Here is a 17,948-nt window from a genome sequence, read left to right as displayed (position 1 = left end):
GTCTCCCCCTCCTACCATAGACTTTCTTGCCCGACCTTTTTCGCCGTCTGGTTAACGACGATCAGCAGGACAAAACCAATCGCGGCTTTGAATAGGCCAATTGCGGTCGCGTATGAGAAATTCATTGCTTGCGAGACGAGCCCAACTTTGTACACGTACGTATCAATGACCTCCGAAGTTCGCAAGTTCAGTGAATTTTGCATGAGTAGGATCTTCTCGAAGCCCGTCTCCATCATCTGCCCTGTATTCAGGATTAACAGAATGACGGCAATCGGCATAATACCAGGGATATCGATGTGACGCATCCGCTGGACTTTGTTGGCGCCATCCATGACAGCCGCTTCGTGCAGAGAGGGATCAATCCCCGCGAGCGCTGCCAAATAAATGATGCAAGCAAACCCGACGTTCTGCCATACATAGGAACCGACATAGATGGTCTGATACATCGATGCTTCACCCATGAAGTTGATCGGATCCACACCGAACCATCCCAAGATATGATTGACGATCCCCGTGCGGGGGTCAAGGAATTGGAACAGCAAGCCGACAACGACGACGAGTGAGATGAAGTAGGGCGCATACGTAACCATTTGGACCGTTTTCTTGAAGCGTTCATTTTTCACATAATTAAGTCCTAAAGCGAGCAGGATCGGGAACGGGAAACTCGCGAGAAGCGTGTAGAAGCTGATGGATAGCGTGTTGGTCAGCAAGCGCCAAAATTCGTGAGAGTTGAAGAACCGTTCGAAATGCGTGAATCCTGCCCATGGGCTGCCGAACATGCCTTTGGTGATCGAATACTGTTTGAATGCGATAATGTTGCCGAGCATCGGGGCATATTTGAACACGATGATGTAGAGAAGCGGCAAGGCAAATAACGCGTACAGCTGCCACCCCTTTTTAAACGATATCCAAGATTTCAGCTGTGATTCCCCCTTGAATGTCCATTGGTTAACCGGCCGGTGATTCGAAGTATAGAGGGAGTAAACGCTTTCGTAAATGCGTTAAATTCAAGGGCTATGCAGGTTTTTAGAAAAGGCATAAATGCTCGTTTATTCCCTAATCAAGTGCTGTGCAATCCTTTAGATTCCGCTCTGTGCGTGCTTTCGGAACTCCGTGGCGCTTACACCGTTGGCTCTTTTGAAGGCGCGGCTGAAGGAGTTGAGGGAATAGTAGCCGACCCAAGCAGCAATCTCGTTCACGGACATGTCGCTCTCCTTGAGGAGCCGTCTGGCATGGTTCATGCGAATCGATTCCAGATAATCGGAGAAGTTCACACCCGTCTGTTCTTTGAAAAAATACGATATGTACGCTTCAGCGTAATTGAAGCGCTCTGCAAGCTCCGATAAGCTCAGCTCTGTTCGCATATAATGCTCTTCGAGATGTTGGATCAAATCTTGTTTCAACTGATTGTTATGACTTTTCTTCCGGTCATGCTGCTGGCGGCATAGATAGAGGAACGCGATAACCAACGGCTCGAATGCAGCCTTCGGCGAACGACTCGCTTCGGAAGCGGCTAGCGCGGACTTCACTTCTTCCTGTTGGCGATCAGTGTCTCCAGCCTCTTGCTCACAGCATTTCAGGAGTGTACCTGTTAACTCATGAATGAGAACCCTTGTGACGGCGGCAGGGAGATGCTGTTGCTCCAGGTTGTTCTGACGGATCTGCTCGAGTAGTGCCTCTGTCTCGGGCAAGTTGCCTGATTTCACAAGGTTAATGAGCCTGAGCTCAACATCGGGTGGATAATAATACGTTGGCAATGCAGGGCTCTCCTCGTCATGGAAAACGATGGGACGTTGTTCGGATAAATGCTCCCGTTCTCGAAGTAGACGAGCTTCTTCATAAGATCGGCTGATCTCCGTCATTTGCATATAACATCCGCCGACGGTCATATAGACCTGAACATGCAGCGCGGCAGCAATGCGATGATGCAGTGCGCAAAGATGGTTCCGAACATCCTCCATGAATGCAGCTGGCGAGACAGCGTCGTCATTCATTAGTAAGCCGATCTGATTCTCCCCCAGGTCATGTGTTGCGATGATACGCCCATAGCCAGTGGCGATAATGTCGCGGATTGCGATTTTACGGAAATCCAGCTCGGTGAGCATGGCTTCGTTATAGGTCCCCTCATAACCTGCGATCATTAGAATACTGACAGCGAAGTATTCACCATCCCAAGTCTGGCGGGAATGCTCCATCGCCGCGGCAATGTCTTTGTTGGACAGGTAGTGGCCACGCAGCAGACGATCATAGAATCCGCTGCGGATGAGCGGGACCTGCTGATCCATTTTCTCGGACAAGTAGTCATTGCTTAGCATCAGATTCGTCACCGAGGTCCGTACGAAATCCCAGGCATTGCGATTCGGCGAATGTCCTCCCGCCATGCGGCCCGATGGGAGTACGCGAAGCAGCAACCAGAGCGGACGACTGTTGCGATAGGAGAAGAGCAGCGCCGCGATCAGACCAAAGATAAGACCGATCAGCATAATGGATAAGATCAATTGTTTAATGGAATGTACCTTCTCGAGAACATAGGACTCAGGCTGCGCCGTCAGATATGTCCAGCCATTGTAACGAGACGTGGTCTTCGTAACGAGCATCCGTTGCCCGTCGATATCGATCGGGTTGAATCCATCCTTCAGCTCTGAGGCCCAACTGCTGCCGGTTTTCGAACCGGTACGACTGATGATCTCGCCTTTTGCGTCTGTAATGAGGACGAAACCACCATTACTGGAATCCAGCTTGTGCAGCATGCTCTGGATTTGCGTATTGTCGATGAGCATGAGGACGATGCCGGATCGTTCTTGGGAGCCAAAGGTTTGCATGTACGTGACGACAGAGACTTTTTTGTTCTGATACGTTGCCGTACGTCCCGGGATGAAGGTCTTAGCGCTGGTGCGAGACTTTAATTCTTTCAGCCAGGCCTCATAGGATTGGTTCTCGTATCGGAACTCCAGGTCGTAGAATTGGCGCAGGGAATAAGAAGATCGAGGTGACACCACGACTTCGCTGTGCGGATAGACCATGTAATAATTCAACAGGAAATGATTGAATAGGGAATAATCAAATAAATCTTTTTTGAGCTCGAGGATTCGAATGGGATTCGTACCGACGAAGGGTCGATCGACATACTGAAAAGACTGCACCTTCGTGCTGCTCGCAGCCTGTTCGGCCATCGTCTCAAGTTCATTGAAGCGACGGTCTAGAATTTCCTTCGTCTGTTCGAGGATGGCGTAGGCCGTTTCTTTGGTATGGCTCTCAACTAATGATGTGGTCCGGTCATATGCGTATAAGCCGACGCCGAGGAACCCGGTAAGTAGAAGGGCATAAGGAACGAAGAAATGGATCCATACTTTTAGGTTCCCGCGGTCTTGTTTGAACATGAACAACCTCTCCTTGTCCATTGCATAGTAGGTGCCTAAGACGATAAATTACTTTTTACCAAGATAACAATAAGAATGAAATGCGTAAAGCTTAAAAATTGAAGTTATATGAACCTATTTATATACTATAGAGGGGTATGTTATCAGCAGACTGAATCGAATTGAAGGGCAAATTCGAGGCTTGAAAGGCATAATCGAGAAGGATACCTACTGTGATGATGTGCTGAATCAGATTGCATCTGTACAGTCGGCCTTGAATGGAGTAGGTAAGCTGCTGCTCGAATGTCATATGAAGAGCTGTGTCATGGATCGCATGAAGGAAGGCGGCACAAATGTATTATCAGAGCTCCTGGTGACGATGAATAAGCTTATAAAATAACGGGAAAACCAACAACCAATTGTAGAGAGTTTCGGGAATTCATATGATCTTTTATGTAGGGTAGAGGGGTATTGTAAAAAGTTGTTGACTTAATATAGGGTAGAGGGGTATACTAAGTTCATGAAGAGGTTGAACAAGAGGAGTGAATAAGGATGTCTACGGCGACGAATGAGAAACAGACCACCCTTTCCATTACGGGCATGACTTGTGCAGCTTGCGCAAACCGGATCGAGAAGGGTCTCAATAAATTAGAAGGCGTATCGAACGCCAACGTGAACTTTGCACTGGAGAAAGCGAGCTTAACGTACGATCCGTCCAAATTAGACGTTGATCGAATGGAAGAGACTATTAAGAAATTAGGTTATGGTGTAGCCAAAGAAACGGTTGATTTCAAGCTGGAGGGCATGACTTGCGCAGCATGTGCGAACCGAATCGAGAAAGGGCTCAGCAAAATGGCTGGGGTGACAAGCGCAACGGTTAACTTCGCAATGGAGACAGCTCGCGTCGAATATTCACCAGGCGATGTGTCGGTCACGGATATGCAGAACAAGGTGAAGCAGCTTGGTTACCAAGCGATCACGAAGCAAGATAGTGAATCCACGGGCGATCATCGTGCTAAGGAAATTCGGCACCAGAAACGAAACCTGCTGATCTCGGCGATTCTCTCGCTTCCACTCCTGTGGAGCATGGTGGGACACTTTTCATTTACGTCGTGGATTTACGTGCCGGATCTATTCATGAATCCGTGGATGCAGTTGCTTCTCTCCACGCCGGTTCAATTCTATATCGGAAGACAGTTCTATGTCGGGGCTTACAAAGCGCTTCGTAACGGCAGTGCGAACATGGATGTATTGGTATCGCTCGGTACTTCCGCTGCTTACTTCTACAGTCTGTATCTCACCATCGATTGGTTCTTAGCAGGTGCGAACGCCCACCACGGGCCCGCAATGTACTACGAGACAAGTGCCGTGTTGATTACGCTCGTTCTTATGGGTAAATTATTCGAGTCTTTGGCGAAAGGTCGGACATCCGAAGCGATCAAATCGTTGATGGGGCTGCAAGCAAAGGCGGCGCTTGTCATTCGTGACGGCGTTGAGCAATCCATTCCAGTCGAAGAAGTGTTGACGGGAGATATTGTCCTCGTCAAACCAGGTGAGAAAATTCCTGTCGATGGCCTTGTACTCGAAGGGGTATCGTCCGTGGATGAGTCGATGTTAACCGGTGAGAGCCTTCCGGTAGAGAAGAATGCCGGCGATGGAGTCATCGGGGCAACGATGAATAAAAACGGCATGTTACGTATTCAAGCAACAAAGGTAGGGAAAGAAACAGCGCTTGCGCAAATTATTAAGGTCGTTGAAGAAGCGCAAGGCTCTAAGGCGCCGATTCAACGAGTGGCAGACGTCATCTCCGGTATTTTCGTACCGATTGTCGTTGGGATTGCCATTGTTGCCTTTCTCGTATGGTATTTCTTTGTCACCCCAGGCAACTTCGCTGAGGCGCTTGAGAAAGCCATTGCCATTCTCGTCATTGCGTGCCCTTGTGCCCTTGGTCTAGCGACACCAACATCTATTATGGCAGGGTCGGGTCGTGCAGCAGAGTTCGGGATCTTGTTCAAAGGTGGCGAACATCTGGAGCAGACCCATAAGATTGACGCGATCATCCTGGATAAAACAGGTACCGTAACGAAAGGTAAACCGGAATTAACCGACGTATTGACAGAAAATAATGAGACCGAATTCCTTCGCTTGGTTGGTGCGGCGGAGAAGAACTCAGAGCATCCGCTTGCAGAAGCGATCGTTGAAGGGATCAAAGCGAAACATATTGAAATGCCAGCAACCGAGTCCTTCGAAGCGATTCCGGGGTATGGAATTAAGGCTGTTGTGGAAGGGAAGGAGCTCTTGATCGGTACTCGTCGATTGATGGAGAAATTCGATGTGAATGCACAGCATGCTTATGATGTGATGAATCGACTGGAAGAAGCGGGTAAGACAGCGATGATCGTTGGGATGAACGGCGACTATGCAGGTCTTGTCGCAGTAGCCGATACCATCAAAGAAACCTCTAAGGAAGCAGTAACCCGTCTCAAAGATATGGGCATTCAAGTTATTATGATCACTGGCGATAATGAGCGGACAGCGAAGGCGATTGCAGCGGAGGTCGGTATTGAACATGTGCTCGCTGAAGTCCTTCCAGAGGGCAAGGCGGAAGAAGTGAAGAAATTACAATCGCAAGGTAAGACCGTGGCAATGGTTGGGGACGGCATTAATGATGCGCCTGCACTTGCAACGGCGGATATCGGAATGGCGATCGGCACAGGTACGGACGTTGCGATGGAAGCAGCCGATGTCACCCTAATGCGCGGCGATCTCTCGAGCATCCCGGATGCGATCTACATGAGCCGGAAGACGATGAGCAACATTAAACAGAACTTATTCTGGGCGCTTGGATACAATACCTTGGGGATTCCAATTGCAGCAATCGGTTTGCTTGCACCATGGGTAGCGGGAGCGGCGATGGCACTCAGCTCCGTATCGGTTGTACTGAATGCGCTTCGTCTACAACGTGTGAAAATTCGTCACTAAGGAGAATGATCATGGGAGAGAAGATGAATATTGCGGTGGCCCCACCTCTACAGGTGGGGGGAACCTTGTTTACACCCGAGCAGCTAAGTGCCATCGGCACAATTGTGGGTCCAGATGCGAAGATTGAGATGACGCCGTTCAAGCAAATGTATGTGCAAATTCCAGTGGAGCGGCGTGATGCGATCCAAGCGGCATTAGAGCAGGCGGGGCTCGAGGTCTACCCCGCAGGTTTTGTTAGCAAAAGCTTAATTGCCTGTAACTTCTGCAAAGGTGCAGAAGATGCGGGACTCGAAACAGCACATAAGTTAAATCGTGCCATTGCAGGGATCGATACACCGACACCGCTCAAAATCGGCTACGCAGGTTGTGCCCTCGGAACGAGTGAGCCCTTGTTCAAAGATATCGGCGTCGTGAAGATGCGGGATACGTTCGATATCTATGTCGGCGGCGAACCGAAAGGGATCAAAGTTGCCGCAGCACAACTATTGTTATCGGGATTGCAGGAACTGCAACTCGTGCCGACCATTACGCGAATCATCGATTTCTATAGAGCAGAGGCGAAGGGTAAGGAGAAATTCAGCAAGTTCGTGAACCGAATGACGCTTACGAAGCTGCAAGATATTGCAGCATAAATGACTCTTAAGGAGTGGATAGCGATGACTGAACCTCTCCAAATATATACGATTCCAACCTGTAGTGACTGTAATCATGCCAAACGTTTTTTTAAAGAGAATGATATCCCTTATCAAGATTTGAATTGTGAAGAGAATGAGAAGTATCCGAAGGAAGTCTGGGAGCTTACGGGCAAGCAAGTCGTTCCGACGCTTGTCATTCATGACAAGGTGTTCGTCGGCTTTGCAGAGAATATGAGCGCCATTAAGGATTTGCTTGGTAAATAATTTATAAGACGTACGAAGTTCGAAGAACCCTCCTTCCATATGAAGGCAGGGTTCTCTTTTGTTATGGGCGAACACACAGTTCCAGGTATTTGCATATCGTATCTTATAAGCAATCGATGACAGGGAGTGTGATAGCAATGGCAGGTACGGTTAAACATGCTTTTGCGGGCGGGAATACGGCGTTAGGAAGAACGAATTCATTTGCATCGGCATTTCAAGGAGCTTATGCGTTGTTTCTATTAGAAGGCGGCCCTGGAACGGGAAAATCAACGATGATTCAGAAGATCGCGGATGGCGTGCGTGACCAAGGGGCTCAGGCGTGGTGGTTCCACAATCCGTTGAATCATGAGACGCTCGATGGCCTGTGGATTCCAAGCGCAGCGATTGGCGTTGTTGACGCGGCAGCATGCCTGGATGCTTTCGCAGGCTTTACCGATACCAAGATCATTACGGTATCGCTGCAGGGTGCCGTTAGTCGTGATATCCTCACCCCGTATCAACAGGAATTGCAGCAGATCCAGGAGCAGATCGAGGAGCGCTATGCGAGCGCGACGGATTCATTCCTGCATACGCTACGTATTCACGATGATTGGGAGAAATATTATATCGACCATATTCGTTTTGATGCGGCGGATCAGGTGACGGAAGAACTGAAGTCGCTCATTCCCGATGCATCGTCGGAACGGCCTGTGCAATCGACGCGTCATTTGTATCTAGGGGCGGCGACGAGCGTCGGTGCCGTCGATTACGTGATGAACTTGACGGAGCAGCTCGACCGTCGTATTTTCGTCAAAGGCCGCCCGGGATCCGGCAAATCAACGATGCTGAAGAAGCTGGTGGCCACAGGGGAGGAACGCGGACAGAGTGTCGAGGTCTATCATTGCGGATTCGATCCGAACAGCTTGGATATGGTCATCTTCCCGGCGCTGAGTCTGGCAATATTCGATTCTACGGCGCCGCATGAGCATTTTCCAAGTCGTGAAGGGGACGAAATTCTAGATATGTACGTGCGTACAATTGATGAAGGAACCGATGAGCGGTATGCGGATGGGATTGCCCAAGTGAAGGCCCAATACGCTGCATCGATGAAGGCCTCTCTTGCGATTTTGGCGGAAGTGAAGCAGCTGCGCGATCGGCTGCGTGCCATCTATGCGGAAGCGACGGACTATGCGGTCGTGGAGGAGATTGGCTCCAGATTGTGCACCAATGTTCTCTCACGGTTGAAATAATATTGAATTTATGGCAAAGACCACCTCTTACGAAGGGGTGGTCTTTGTATTGACAAGGAAAATGAATAGGAATATGATCTAAATCACAGTTGGATAGTTCAATTATGAACAATTCACTAATGAAGCGTTTTCATCAGGATTGGAGGTATATCTCGATTGCATTCTCTGGATGAGCAGAGCAAACTTGCAGCGCGTGTATTGGACTCATATTGGAATATTAGTCGGGTGACTGTCAAGATGGAGCAGCAGAATGCCGCCTCATTAGGCTTATCATTACAGCAAATGGCGATTCTAAATACATTGCATGCAACGCCCGAAATGAAATTGAAGGATTTGACCGAACGTCTGGTGTCTTCCAAAAGCACGCTAAGCGTCAATATTGATGGACTCGTAAAGGCGGGGCTGGTTGTAAGAGAAATTCCGATGCATAACCGAAGAGAAGTGAAGCTGCGGTTAACCGAGCAGGGCAAGGAAATCTCGAAGCAATCGATCGTGAAATCGACGTCGAGCCAAGCGATATTAAATGTGCTGAATCGTTTGACCGCAGAAGAAATTGACCAGCTGCTTCGGATCAATGAAGGCGTACTTCAAGCTTTATGCCAAAGTACAACCGATTCATTCGATTAACTCGATTTATTTATTTACTTATCTTACTTTTTGTAATATACTTTAATTAATAAATGACGGACTGAATTCACAGGAATAAAGGCAGCATACTTTCCTCGATTCAACCATTGTTTTTTCAACAGGAGGAACACATATATGGAATCAACAACACTCGTATTATTTGGTGCAACAGGCGATTTAGCCAAAAGAAAAATATATCCGGCTTTGTATAATCTGTTCTTGGACCAGAAAATGCCTGCATCATTCTCCATTATCGGGCTCGGAAGAAGAGAATGGTCTGATGAGAAATTCCGCTCGCAAGTGGAAGATTCCCTTCATACCTTCTCTAGACGTGATGTAGGTACGCCTGAGCAGCTTCAAGCTTTCCTTAGCTCATTTCGCTACAGCGTGCTTGATGTGGGCCGATTCGAAGATTATGAGAAACTTCTGAAGCTGGTTGAAGCGCGTGAGGAAGAATTGCATATTCCTAGCAACCGCCTGTTCTACTTGTCGGTAGCTCCAGAGTTCTTCGATGTGATCGCAACGAATATCAAGGCAAGCGGCCTAGGTTCTACGAAGGGCTGGAAACGACTCGTCATTGAGAAGCCATTCGGTCATGATCTGGAATCTGCTCGTGCGCTGAACGAACAGCTATCTCGTTCGTTCGACGAGAATGAAATTTATCGTATTGATCACTATCTTGGCAAACCGATGGTTCAGAACTTGGAAGTCCTCGAATTCGCGAACCCGGTCATTCACGCGCTATGGTCGAACCGTTTCATTAAGAACGTACAGATCACAGCGGCAGAGACTGTTGGCGTTGAAGAGCGTGCAGGCTATTACGATAAAGTGGGTGCGATTCGGGATATGTTCCAGAATCATATGCTGCAATTGCTCATGATGACAGCCATGCAGCTGCCACAACAGAGTACGCCAGACGAAGTTCGCCGCAAGAAGAAGATGGTGATGGAGGCGCTTCGTCCACTCGCCAAGGAAGATTTGACGCGCAACATCGTTCGCGGACAATATACAGCAGGGGAAATGGCTGGGAAATCGGTACATGGTTACTTGGATGAACCAGGCATTGTGTCCAGCTCGAAGAATGACACGTTCTTCGCAGCCAAATTGTGGATCGATAACAGCTTGTGGGAAGGCGTACCATTCTATATCCGTACAGGTAAAAGAATGCAAGAGAAGTCTACACGGATCGTTATCGAATTCAAAGATCCACTACAACCATTTAACAAACCGCAAGATGAGACAGCAGGTCCGAACCTGCTCGTGATCGAGATCGGTCCGCATGAGGGGCTTACGCTGCAGTTGAATAGTAAAGATCCTGTGCATGCGAGCAAGTTCGAGCCTGTCCATGTGAACTGCTTCTCGAATGCGCAAGATATGCCGGAGGCTTATGAGAACTTGATCCATGACGCGATGCGTGGGGACGGAACATTCTTCGCCCACTGGGATGAGGTTGAATTATCTTGGGCTTGGGTGCAGCCAATCCTCGATGCATTCGCAGCGAATGAGGTTCCACTTCATACGTATGAAGCGGGTTCGAATGGGCCAGAAGCAGCACATCAACTGCTGGGTGAAGACCAGTGGTGGCTCGATAAGCCGCTCAGAGAACGAGTGCTTACTGAAGTGTAATTTTCATAACCGCCGGACATCTAGAATTAATATACACACCATTGGAGGGGTAGCATATGAAAGTCGGATTAGTAGGTCTTGGGAAAATGGGGTTAAACCTAGGGCAGAATTTATTGGATCACCAGCACGAGGTCGTTGCTTTTGATTTGAATACACAAGCGGTAGAAGAGATGAAATCCTACGGAGCAACGGGTGTCTCGTCGCTGCAAGAGATGGTTCAGTCACTTGATACACCGCGCATTGTATGGATTATGGTTCCGCATCAGGTTGTCGATTCTGTCATTGAGGAGATCACGCCGTTGTTATCGCAAGGGGATATTGTCATTGAAGCGGGGAATTCGCATTACAAAGAATCGATTCGCCGTTACAATCAGTTGCAGCCATTTGGCGTTAGCTTTATGGATGTAGGTACCTCGGGCGGAATGGAAGGCGCTCGTCACGGGGCATGTTATATGGTTGGCGGCGACGCAGAGGCATGGGCCGTTGTTGAACCGATTTTCCGTGATACTGCCGTGGATAAAGGATATCTGTATGCAGGTAAGTCGGGCAGCGGACATTTTCTGAAAATGGTGCATAACGGCATCGAATACGGGATGATGGCTGCCATTGGCGAAGGGTTCGAAGTGCTTGAGAAGTCTGATTTTGATTTCGATTATGAGCAGGTTGCCCGCGTATGGAACAACGGATCCGTTATTCGTTCGTGGTTGATCGAACTGATGGAGCGTGCTTTCTCGAAGGATGCGAATCTGGATGAGATCAAGGGCATTATGCACTCTTCCGGGGAAGGCAAGTGGACGGTCGAGACAGCATTCGAACTACAGACGGCTACGCCTGTCATTGCCATGTCCCTGCTTATGCGTTATCGCTCGTTAGATCAGGATACGTTCACAGGCAAGGTTGTCGCAGCGCTTCGCAACGAATTCGGGGGACATGCTGTCGAGAAGCAGTAATTGGTTTATAATAGTAAGGGCAATGCACCAATCTTATCAAATCATAAACGGAGGTAAGTGGCATGAAATTTTTTATCGATACAGCGAATGTAGTGGATATTCAGAAGGCGTACAAACTCGGTGTTCTCTCTGGTGTTACAACGAATCCATCTCTGGTTGCCAAAGAAGGCGTTAAATTCGAAGATCGTATTGAAGAAATTCTTAAGCTCGTACCTGAAGTTGAATCTGTATCTGCTGAAGTATCGCCTGATGCTGTAACTGCGGAAGAGATGATCGCTGAAGCGAATGAACTGATCAAGATCAATGGTGGCGATAAAAACATTACGATTAAGCTTCCAATGACCCTTGCAGGACTAGAAGCTTGCCGTTACTTAACAAAAAAAGGCGTGAAGACGAACGTTACGTTGATTTTTACAGTCAACCAAGCGCTTCTTGCAGCTCGTGCAGGTGCGACGTATGTGTCGCCGTTCTTAGGCCGCCTGGATGATATCTCGGAAGATGGTGTGCTGCTTGTCTCGAAAATTGCGGAGTTGTTCCGTATTCATAATTTGGATGCGCAAATCATTGCTGCTTCGGTACGTCATCCGGATCACGTAACTCGCGTAGCGATGGCAGGGGCGCACATTGCGACAATCCCTTATGGGGTAATCGAGCAGTTGACGAAGCATCCATTAACGGATCAAGGGATGGAGAAATTCGCTGCAGACTGGGCAAAAGCACCGAAGAATTAAGGTTTTGAGGTAAGAGAGGGGAAACTATGTCGAATAAGAAGACCGGCCATGTTCTGAAGTTCGAGGATGGTCAATATTATATCGAAGTGGAGCCTTATGTCACGCCGAATCTGGACGAGGCAGAGATCTATTTCAAATATTTCGATCTCATGGAGGCGCAAGCTAGAGCGCTACGTCTTACCGGACATCCGGTTCAAATGACTAAGATTTCCTTCCGCATCGCTGACATCACTGTACTATAGACAAAGACGAGGAATCCGCTGCTTATGGCGGATTCCGTTCGTTTTGGCATGGTAGCGAGAGGGGGAAATGGCACCATGGGGAAGTCAACAAGGCTACAGTCGGCATTATTGCTAATATTTTTAGTTACGGTATGGGGGATTAATTGGCCCCTTACGAAGATCGCCCTTGAGCATACACCGCCTGTTTTATTCTCCGGACTGCGAACATTGCTCGGCGGGATTTTCTTGCTGATTGTCGCATTGCCAAGATACCGTAAGCTCAAATTCCGCGAGACGTGGAAGATTTATTTGTTCGCCGCGTTGGTGAATGTCATTCTGTACTACGGACTACAGACGATTGGACTGAATTACCTGCCGGCTGGGCTGTTCTCGGCGATCGTGTTCCTCCAACCCGTTCTTGTCGGCGTATTCTCCTGGTTATGGTTAGGTGAATCGATGTATGGGTTGAAGCTCATAGGTCTTATTCTTGGATTCGCAGGGGTCGGCGTGATTAGTATGGGCGGGTTCAGCGGTGATCTTTCTGTTACAGGGATCTTGCTAGCCCTTGGCTCGGCACTGAGTTGGGCGCTAGGTACGATCTTCGTGAAGAAAGTAACGCCGATCGTCGATTCGATATGGCTTGTCACTCTGCAGCTCATCATTGGCGGCTTCGTGATGACAGTGGGTGGATCACAGTTCGAGAGCTGGACGGATATCGACTGGAACTGGACCTTTGTTTTATGTTTGTTATTTATAGCGATCTTCGTCATTGCAGTAGGGTGGATCGTGTTCTATTATCTGATCGATACGGGTGAGGCAGGGAAAATGGCGTCCTTTACTTTTCTAATCCCGCTAGTGGCGATTCTGATTGGAACGGTATTCTTGAATGAACCCTTTACCCTATCACTGCTTGTTGGGCTTGTGCTCATTCTCATCAGTATTTATTTTGTGAATAGGCCGCGGCAGAGCGTGATGAAAATCACTTGAAATATTTCGTAAACGTGTATAATCTTAATTATAAGTTTTCAAATAATAAAAATTTAAATGAATAAGGATCTTCGGGGTAGGGTGCAATTCCCAACCGGCGGTGATGTTCCTCGTAGAACGCAGCCCGCGACTCCTCATGCTGAACTTGGCGTGGGGACTGACTTGGTGAGAATCCAAGGCCGACGGTAAAGTCCGGATGGTAGAAGATCATCAAAGAAGCGTGCTGGAGTAGCGATATATTCCTGCATGTTTATTTGATCAGCCCCGTTTGCGTACATGGTTGTGCGCTTGCGGGGCTTTAATGATTTTCGGGGTCTCCGCAAAGTACCTGAATCAGCTTCAAGTCAAGTCAACACTTTGTGGGGTTTCCTTACCGCTTCGTTCCTGTATTCAGAAGAGGAGTTCACTATGAATGCTACAGAATTAACTGTTCCACGTACTTCACGATTCAATGCGGGCTTCTGGCTCGTTGTGCTCGGCGCTGCGTTATGGGGTGTTGATCCACTCTTCCGCGTTATACTGCTCAAGTGGCTGACATCCACACAAATCGTACTGCTCGAACATATTATTCTGTTCTTCGTTGCTGCGCCAGTCTTATGGCGGCATCGGACGGAACTGCAGGGGATTGGATGGCGTCGTGTCTTCGCTCTCTTATTCGTGTCTTGGGGCGGGTCCGCGATCGCGACGATCCTGTTCACACAGGGGCTTATGCATGGGGACCTGAATGCCGTGCTATTACTGCAGAAGCTGCAGCCGTTGTTCGCGATTGTTTTGGCTAGAGTGATTCTGAAGGAAGTATTGCCGAAATACTTTGGATTCCTATTCATTCTTGCTTTATTAGGTACGTATTTATTGACTTTCGGATGGACCTTGCCTTTCGGACATGTGAATGATTTCGTTCAGGTTGGAAGTCTCTTGTCGCTTGGGGCTGCTGCGTTATGGGGAGGCTCCACGGTGATGGGGAGCTATCTGCTACGAACAATGAAATATGAGACGGTTACCTCGCTTCGTTTCGCATTGGCTCTACCGCTGCTCATTATCGTTACGCTATCTGAGGGACAGAGCTGGAACCTGTCGATCGGAACGCTTGATGCATCACTCGTCTTCATTAATCTATTATTGCAGGCGTTATTGCCTGGTTTGCTAAGTTTGTTGCTCTATTATAAAGGATTGGGTGCGACGAAAGCTTCTTATGCAACACTCGCGGAGCTTAGCTTCCCGATGGTAGGGGTATTGATCAACTGGATCGTGTTCCAACAAGTCGTGACTTGGACGCAGCTGCTTGGATTTGTGTTCATTTGGTTCACGCTGTTCTATATTTCCCGCCAGAAGCAAGAAGTGGCGACTCCGGGTCAGACGTTGCAATCCGCGCAGGCCTAAGTTACTAAGGGGCATTCTGGGGTGTTGACAATGGAGAGCATTACCACTATACTTCAATTAAGTTAGTAAATAACTTTAATTATGTATATGGAAGTGAGGGAAGTACCCATGGTTATTCAGAGCCTATCCAGAATCAATGAACTCGCTAGAAAAGAGAAACAATTCGCGTTGACACCAGAGGAGAAGGAAGAACAACAACGTCTTCGTCAATCCTACTTGAGCGAGATTCGCGGCTCTATGGAGAAGATCGTCGTTAGCACGACGGTGATGGACCCGTTGGGGAATGATGTCACGCCGAATAAAGTCAAAGCGCTGCAAGATCGCTATCATATTTCATAGCTCATTCAAGATACAAGAACGGAAGCCCGTGCAGTGCACGGGTTTTTTTGATTTTTTAGAAAGTATAGAGATCGTTGAATAATTTTCTTTTCTGTTGCGCTCTTTATCATATACACTTCTAATATATGGGAGGCGATGGATATGACGAACAAACCAATCTATGTGGAACGAATAATTCGTACTGACATGGATACGCTGTGGTATTATACGCAGACACCTAATGTTCACCAACAATGGGATCTACGGTTTACAGAAATCGAATACCTCCCTAAGCACAAAGAATCAGACCTTCAACGGTTCCTTTATCGAACGAATATTGGGTTCGGTGTTTCGATCGCAGGCGAAGGAGAGACATCGGGTGTGCAAGAGAAGGACGGATCGAGAACATCTGTCCTACGTTTTGCATCGGATCAATGGATTTCTCTCATTCGGGAAGGAGCGGGGTTCTGGAAATATGTCCCGACGACGGATGGAGTGCGATTCTTCACGCGTTATGATTATCGAACTCGATTCGGCGTAATAGGCAAGTTACTGGATCATTTATTGTTCCGGCCATTGATGGGCTGGGCTACTGCCTGGAGCTTTGATGCGCTACGGCTATGGATTGAGAAAGGAATACACCCACGAATATCGTTGCTGAGAAGTCTGACGGATTTGGTCTGTACCCTGGTGCTATGCGTGATATGGATCTACCAAGGGGTATTTCCGAAGATCTTGTATCCTGAGACAGGTGAGCTTGCGATTCTTCAAGGGACGTTATTATTTCAGGGATATGAGAGCCTTGCGTTAATGACCGTGGGGATTCTTGAGGTGATATTCGGGTTGTTAATTTTGATTATGGGACTGAATCGCCGGAGAATCATGTACATTTGGAATATAGGGCTCTTGATATTACTTGGTATGAGCAGTGTCCTTCAACCACAACTCTACGTTGCGCCATTTAACCCGGTAACGTTAAACCTCGGAATGATTGCGTTGTCTGTAGTAGGTTTGCTTAGTCTTCCAGATTTACCTCGTGCTTCGAATTGCTTGAGACGGCCGAATAGAAGCAGAATAGAGGAGGAAGCATAAATGACTTCAATCTATCAGCGTGCACTAGGGCGTGATTTCGAGAACCTACATCCTCGAATTCAAGAACGGTTTGGGTTTAGTAGTAGAGATCATCGTGCCTCAATTGGACGCGGTGTAATGGAGAAAGTATGGTATGGGCGAGCTTTTACAGTACCTTTTCTTTATTTAGGCACTGTTCGCAATATTATGTTTCCGCAGCAAGGGGAACAGATCCCTTTTACCATTGAAAATTATGCTTATGTGGATCAGTATGGTCGAGAGACCGTGACGTGGGCACGCAAATATCATTTCACGAACCGGCTAAGACGGTTCGATGCGACGATGATCTATAGTCAGTCCAAACAAAAAATCGTCGATTATCTCGGTACACATCAGCATCTTGCGGTGGAGCTTGAAATGTCCGCAGCGAAGAATGGTGGAATGCACTTGCGATCGGGTAACCAGTTCTTCTATGAGAAGTGGATTGGTTTTAAGTTCCCAATGCTGTTCTCTGGTTATGCTGATGTGTGCGAATGGTTCGATGATGAAATTGAACGTTTTCGTATTCGGGTACATGTAACGAATCCGGTGTTTGGACGGTTGTTCGGGTATGAAGGTGTGTTTGATGTAGACTATATTCAAGTCAGCCCTTCAGAGATTCCGCAAGATGTGAAGCCTCTTCGTGAGGAGCGACGTGATTAACAATGACTCTTCTATAGAAGAGTCAGGCAATAAGTCGACTGTCGTTGATGGAGTATGTTCAAGTCATTGCTGTGAAGGTCGACGCGTCGAATAGTTCGATCATGTACAGGGAGTCGCCCTTGTCCGAAGGCAATGGACCAGATCTCGACGGGAGTCTTGAATGTCTGCAAATAATCGATAAGATTCTGAACACTCGTGGAGGAGTCAAATGCCCCTTCAAGCCAATAGATGAATTCTAACCGTATGTAATGTCCCAGATCATAGGGTGGATTGGTGCACGGAGAAACACGAAGTCCACTTAGACTATGCCCATCTTCGCCATACAATATTTCTATATCATCACTCAAATGGGCGAGTGAAGCTGGAAAGTTAGGTTTGTTCCTTATATCTTTAATTTTGACCTTCTTTATATCTGTTAAATCAATTTCGGGTACCGGATAACAGGATGCGATGAATGTGAATTGGCTCATGAATCGTCTCCTTGCGTAGAGTTAGCTCTATTATATGTCCAATAGATTCTATTAGAATAGCGCGGACTTGGTTGTAATATTTTACCTCTTGCTATAAACGTGAAATGCATGGTATATTCTTATTCCGGCCGCTACGAGAGCAGCAGACGGGACACAAGAGAAAAGAACTTCTCGAAAAAAACTTAAAAAAATATCTTGCATTATGAAGTTGAATGTGGTATATTATAAAAGTTGTCGCCGAGAGAACGACGCGGTGATCGAGAGAAAGACATTGATCTTTGAAAACTGAACAACGAATGATTGAAAGAATAAATGAGAACTTCGGTTCTCGCAAGCAAGTCAGTTTCAAAATGAGCAAGTCAAACACTTTATTGGAGAGTTTGATCCTGGCTCAGG

General features: G+C 47.6%; 18 protein-coding genes and 1 riboswitch. Of the genes, 15 read left to right on the top strand and 3 right to left on the bottom strand.

Annotated elements, in window-relative coordinates; genetic code table 11:
- Positions 1-11: 11 nt before the first annotated feature.
- Together ACFQZR_RS25500 and ACFQZR_RS25495 are read right to left on the bottom strand one after the other, a co-directional pair.
- Positions 12-866 (bottom strand): ABC transporter permease, encoded by an 855-nt coding sequence (locus ACFQZR_RS25500; RefSeq protein ID WP_018759864.1) that lies wholly within the window; start codon positions 864-866, stop codon positions 12-14.
- Between the two features lie 213 nt (positions 867-1,079).
- Entirely contained in the window at positions 1,080-3,380 is a 2,301-nt protein-coding gene (locus ACFQZR_RS25495; protein WP_379351188.1) for a helix-turn-helix domain-containing protein, read from the bottom strand.
- A 127-nt stretch (positions 3,381-3,507) separates the two neighbouring features.
- Between ACFQZR_RS25495 and ACFQZR_RS25490 the strand changes: the two genes are divergently transcribed.
- The 15 genes from ACFQZR_RS25490 (at position 3,508) to ACFQZR_RS25420 (ending at position 17,082) form a co-directional block, all read left to right on the top strand.
- Positions 3,508-3,759, top strand: a complete 252-nt coding sequence (locus ACFQZR_RS25490) for a metal-sensitive transcriptional regulator (protein ID WP_379351204.1) — start codon at positions 3,508-3,510, stop codon at positions 3,757-3,759.
- 152 nt (positions 3,760-3,911) lie between these two features.
- Positions 3,912-6,341: a heavy metal translocating P-type ATPase gene (locus tag ACFQZR_RS25485; protein ID WP_379351187.1), complete on the top strand. Its 2,430-nt coding sequence runs from the start codon at positions 3,912-3,914 to the stop codon at positions 6,339-6,341.
- An 11-nt stretch (positions 6,342-6,352) separates the two neighbouring features.
- Positions 6,353-6,973, top strand: a complete 621-nt coding sequence (locus ACFQZR_RS25480) for a nitrite reductase (RefSeq protein WP_379351186.1) — start codon at positions 6,353-6,355, stop codon at positions 6,971-6,973.
- Between the two features lie 24 nt (positions 6,974-6,997).
- Complete coding sequence (locus ACFQZR_RS25475; RefSeq protein WP_379351185.1) at positions 6,998-7,240, top strand: glutaredoxin family protein; 243 nt, start codon at positions 6,998-7,000, stop codon at positions 7,238-7,240.
- 137 nt (positions 7,241-7,377) lie between these two features.
- The gene (locus ACFQZR_RS25470) at positions 7,378-8,469 is read left to right on the top strand and encodes a hypothetical protein (RefSeq protein ID WP_379351184.1); all 1,092 of its coding nucleotides are present in this window, start codon (positions 7,378-7,380) and stop codon (positions 8,467-8,469) included.
- Between the two features lie 156 nt (positions 8,470-8,625).
- Positions 8,626-9,096, top strand: a complete 471-nt coding sequence (locus ACFQZR_RS25465) for a MarR family winged helix-turn-helix transcriptional regulator (RefSeq protein WP_379351183.1) — start codon at positions 8,626-8,628, stop codon at positions 9,094-9,096.
- Positions 9,097-9,231: 135 nt separating this feature from the next.
- Complete coding sequence (gene zwf, locus ACFQZR_RS25460; RefSeq protein WP_379351182.1) at positions 9,232-10,722, top strand: glucose-6-phosphate dehydrogenase; 1,491 nt, start codon at positions 9,232-9,234, stop codon at positions 10,720-10,722.
- Positions 10,723-10,778: 56 nt separating this feature from the next.
- Complete coding sequence (gnd, locus tag ACFQZR_RS25455; RefSeq protein WP_379351181.1) at positions 10,779-11,672, top strand: phosphogluconate dehydrogenase (NAD(+)-dependent, decarboxylating); 894 nt, start codon at positions 10,779-10,781, stop codon at positions 11,670-11,672.
- Between the two features lie 62 nt (positions 11,673-11,734).
- The gene (fsa, locus tag ACFQZR_RS25450) at positions 11,735-12,403 is read left to right on the top strand and encodes a fructose-6-phosphate aldolase (RefSeq protein ID WP_018759874.1); all 669 of its coding nucleotides are present in this window, start codon (positions 11,735-11,737) and stop codon (positions 12,401-12,403) included.
- A gap of 26 nt (positions 12,404-12,429) precedes the next feature.
- Positions 12,430-12,645: a hypothetical protein gene (locus tag ACFQZR_RS25445; protein WP_018759875.1), complete on the top strand. Its 216-nt coding sequence runs from the start codon at positions 12,430-12,432 to the stop codon at positions 12,643-12,645.
- A 75-nt stretch (positions 12,646-12,720) separates the two neighbouring features.
- Positions 12,721-13,611 carry a DMT family transporter gene (locus ACFQZR_RS25440; RefSeq protein WP_379351180.1) on the top strand — a complete coding sequence of 297 codons (891 nt, stop codon included), beginning with the start codon at positions 12,721-12,723 and terminating at the stop codon, positions 13,609-13,611.
- 63 nt (positions 13,612-13,674) lie between these two features.
- A riboswitch (FMN riboswitch) is annotated at positions 13,675-13,823 on the top strand.
- Positions 13,824-14,019: 196 nt separating this feature from the next.
- A complete protein-coding gene (locus tag ACFQZR_RS25435) occupies positions 14,020-14,991 on the top strand; it encodes a DMT family transporter (RefSeq protein WP_379351179.1) in 972 nt (323 codons plus the stop codon).
- 108 nt (positions 14,992-15,099) lie between these two features.
- On the top strand, positions 15,100-15,330 hold the full coding sequence (locus ACFQZR_RS25430; protein WP_018759878.1) for a DUF896 domain-containing protein: 231 nt from the start codon (positions 15,100-15,102) through the stop codon (positions 15,328-15,330).
- Between the two features lie 141 nt (positions 15,331-15,471).
- Complete coding sequence (locus ACFQZR_RS25425) at positions 15,472-16,401, top strand: DoxX-like family protein (RefSeq protein WP_379351178.1); 930 nt, start codon at positions 15,472-15,474, stop codon at positions 16,399-16,401.
- Positions 16,402-17,082 carry a DUF4166 domain-containing protein gene (locus tag ACFQZR_RS25420; RefSeq protein ID WP_379351177.1) on the top strand — a complete coding sequence of 227 codons (681 nt, stop codon included), beginning with the start codon at positions 16,402-16,404 and terminating at the stop codon, positions 17,080-17,082.
- Positions 17,083-17,093: 11 nt separating this feature from the next.
- Here the strand turns inward: ACFQZR_RS25420 and ACFQZR_RS25415 are convergent, their stop codons facing one another.
- Positions 17,094-17,552: a hypothetical protein gene (locus tag ACFQZR_RS25415; protein WP_379351176.1), complete on the bottom strand. Its 459-nt coding sequence runs from the start codon at positions 17,550-17,552 to the stop codon at positions 17,094-17,096.
- Positions 17,553-17,948 lie beyond the last annotated feature (396 nt).

The organism is Paenibacillus sp. GCM10027629 (assembly GCF_042676425.1).
Lineage (GTDB): Bacteria > Bacillota > Bacilli > Paenibacillales > Paenibacillaceae > Paenibacillus_K > Paenibacillus_K terrigena.
The sequence above is the reverse complement of the archived record's forward strand: the minus strand, read 5'-3'. Positions and strand labels throughout refer to the sequence as shown.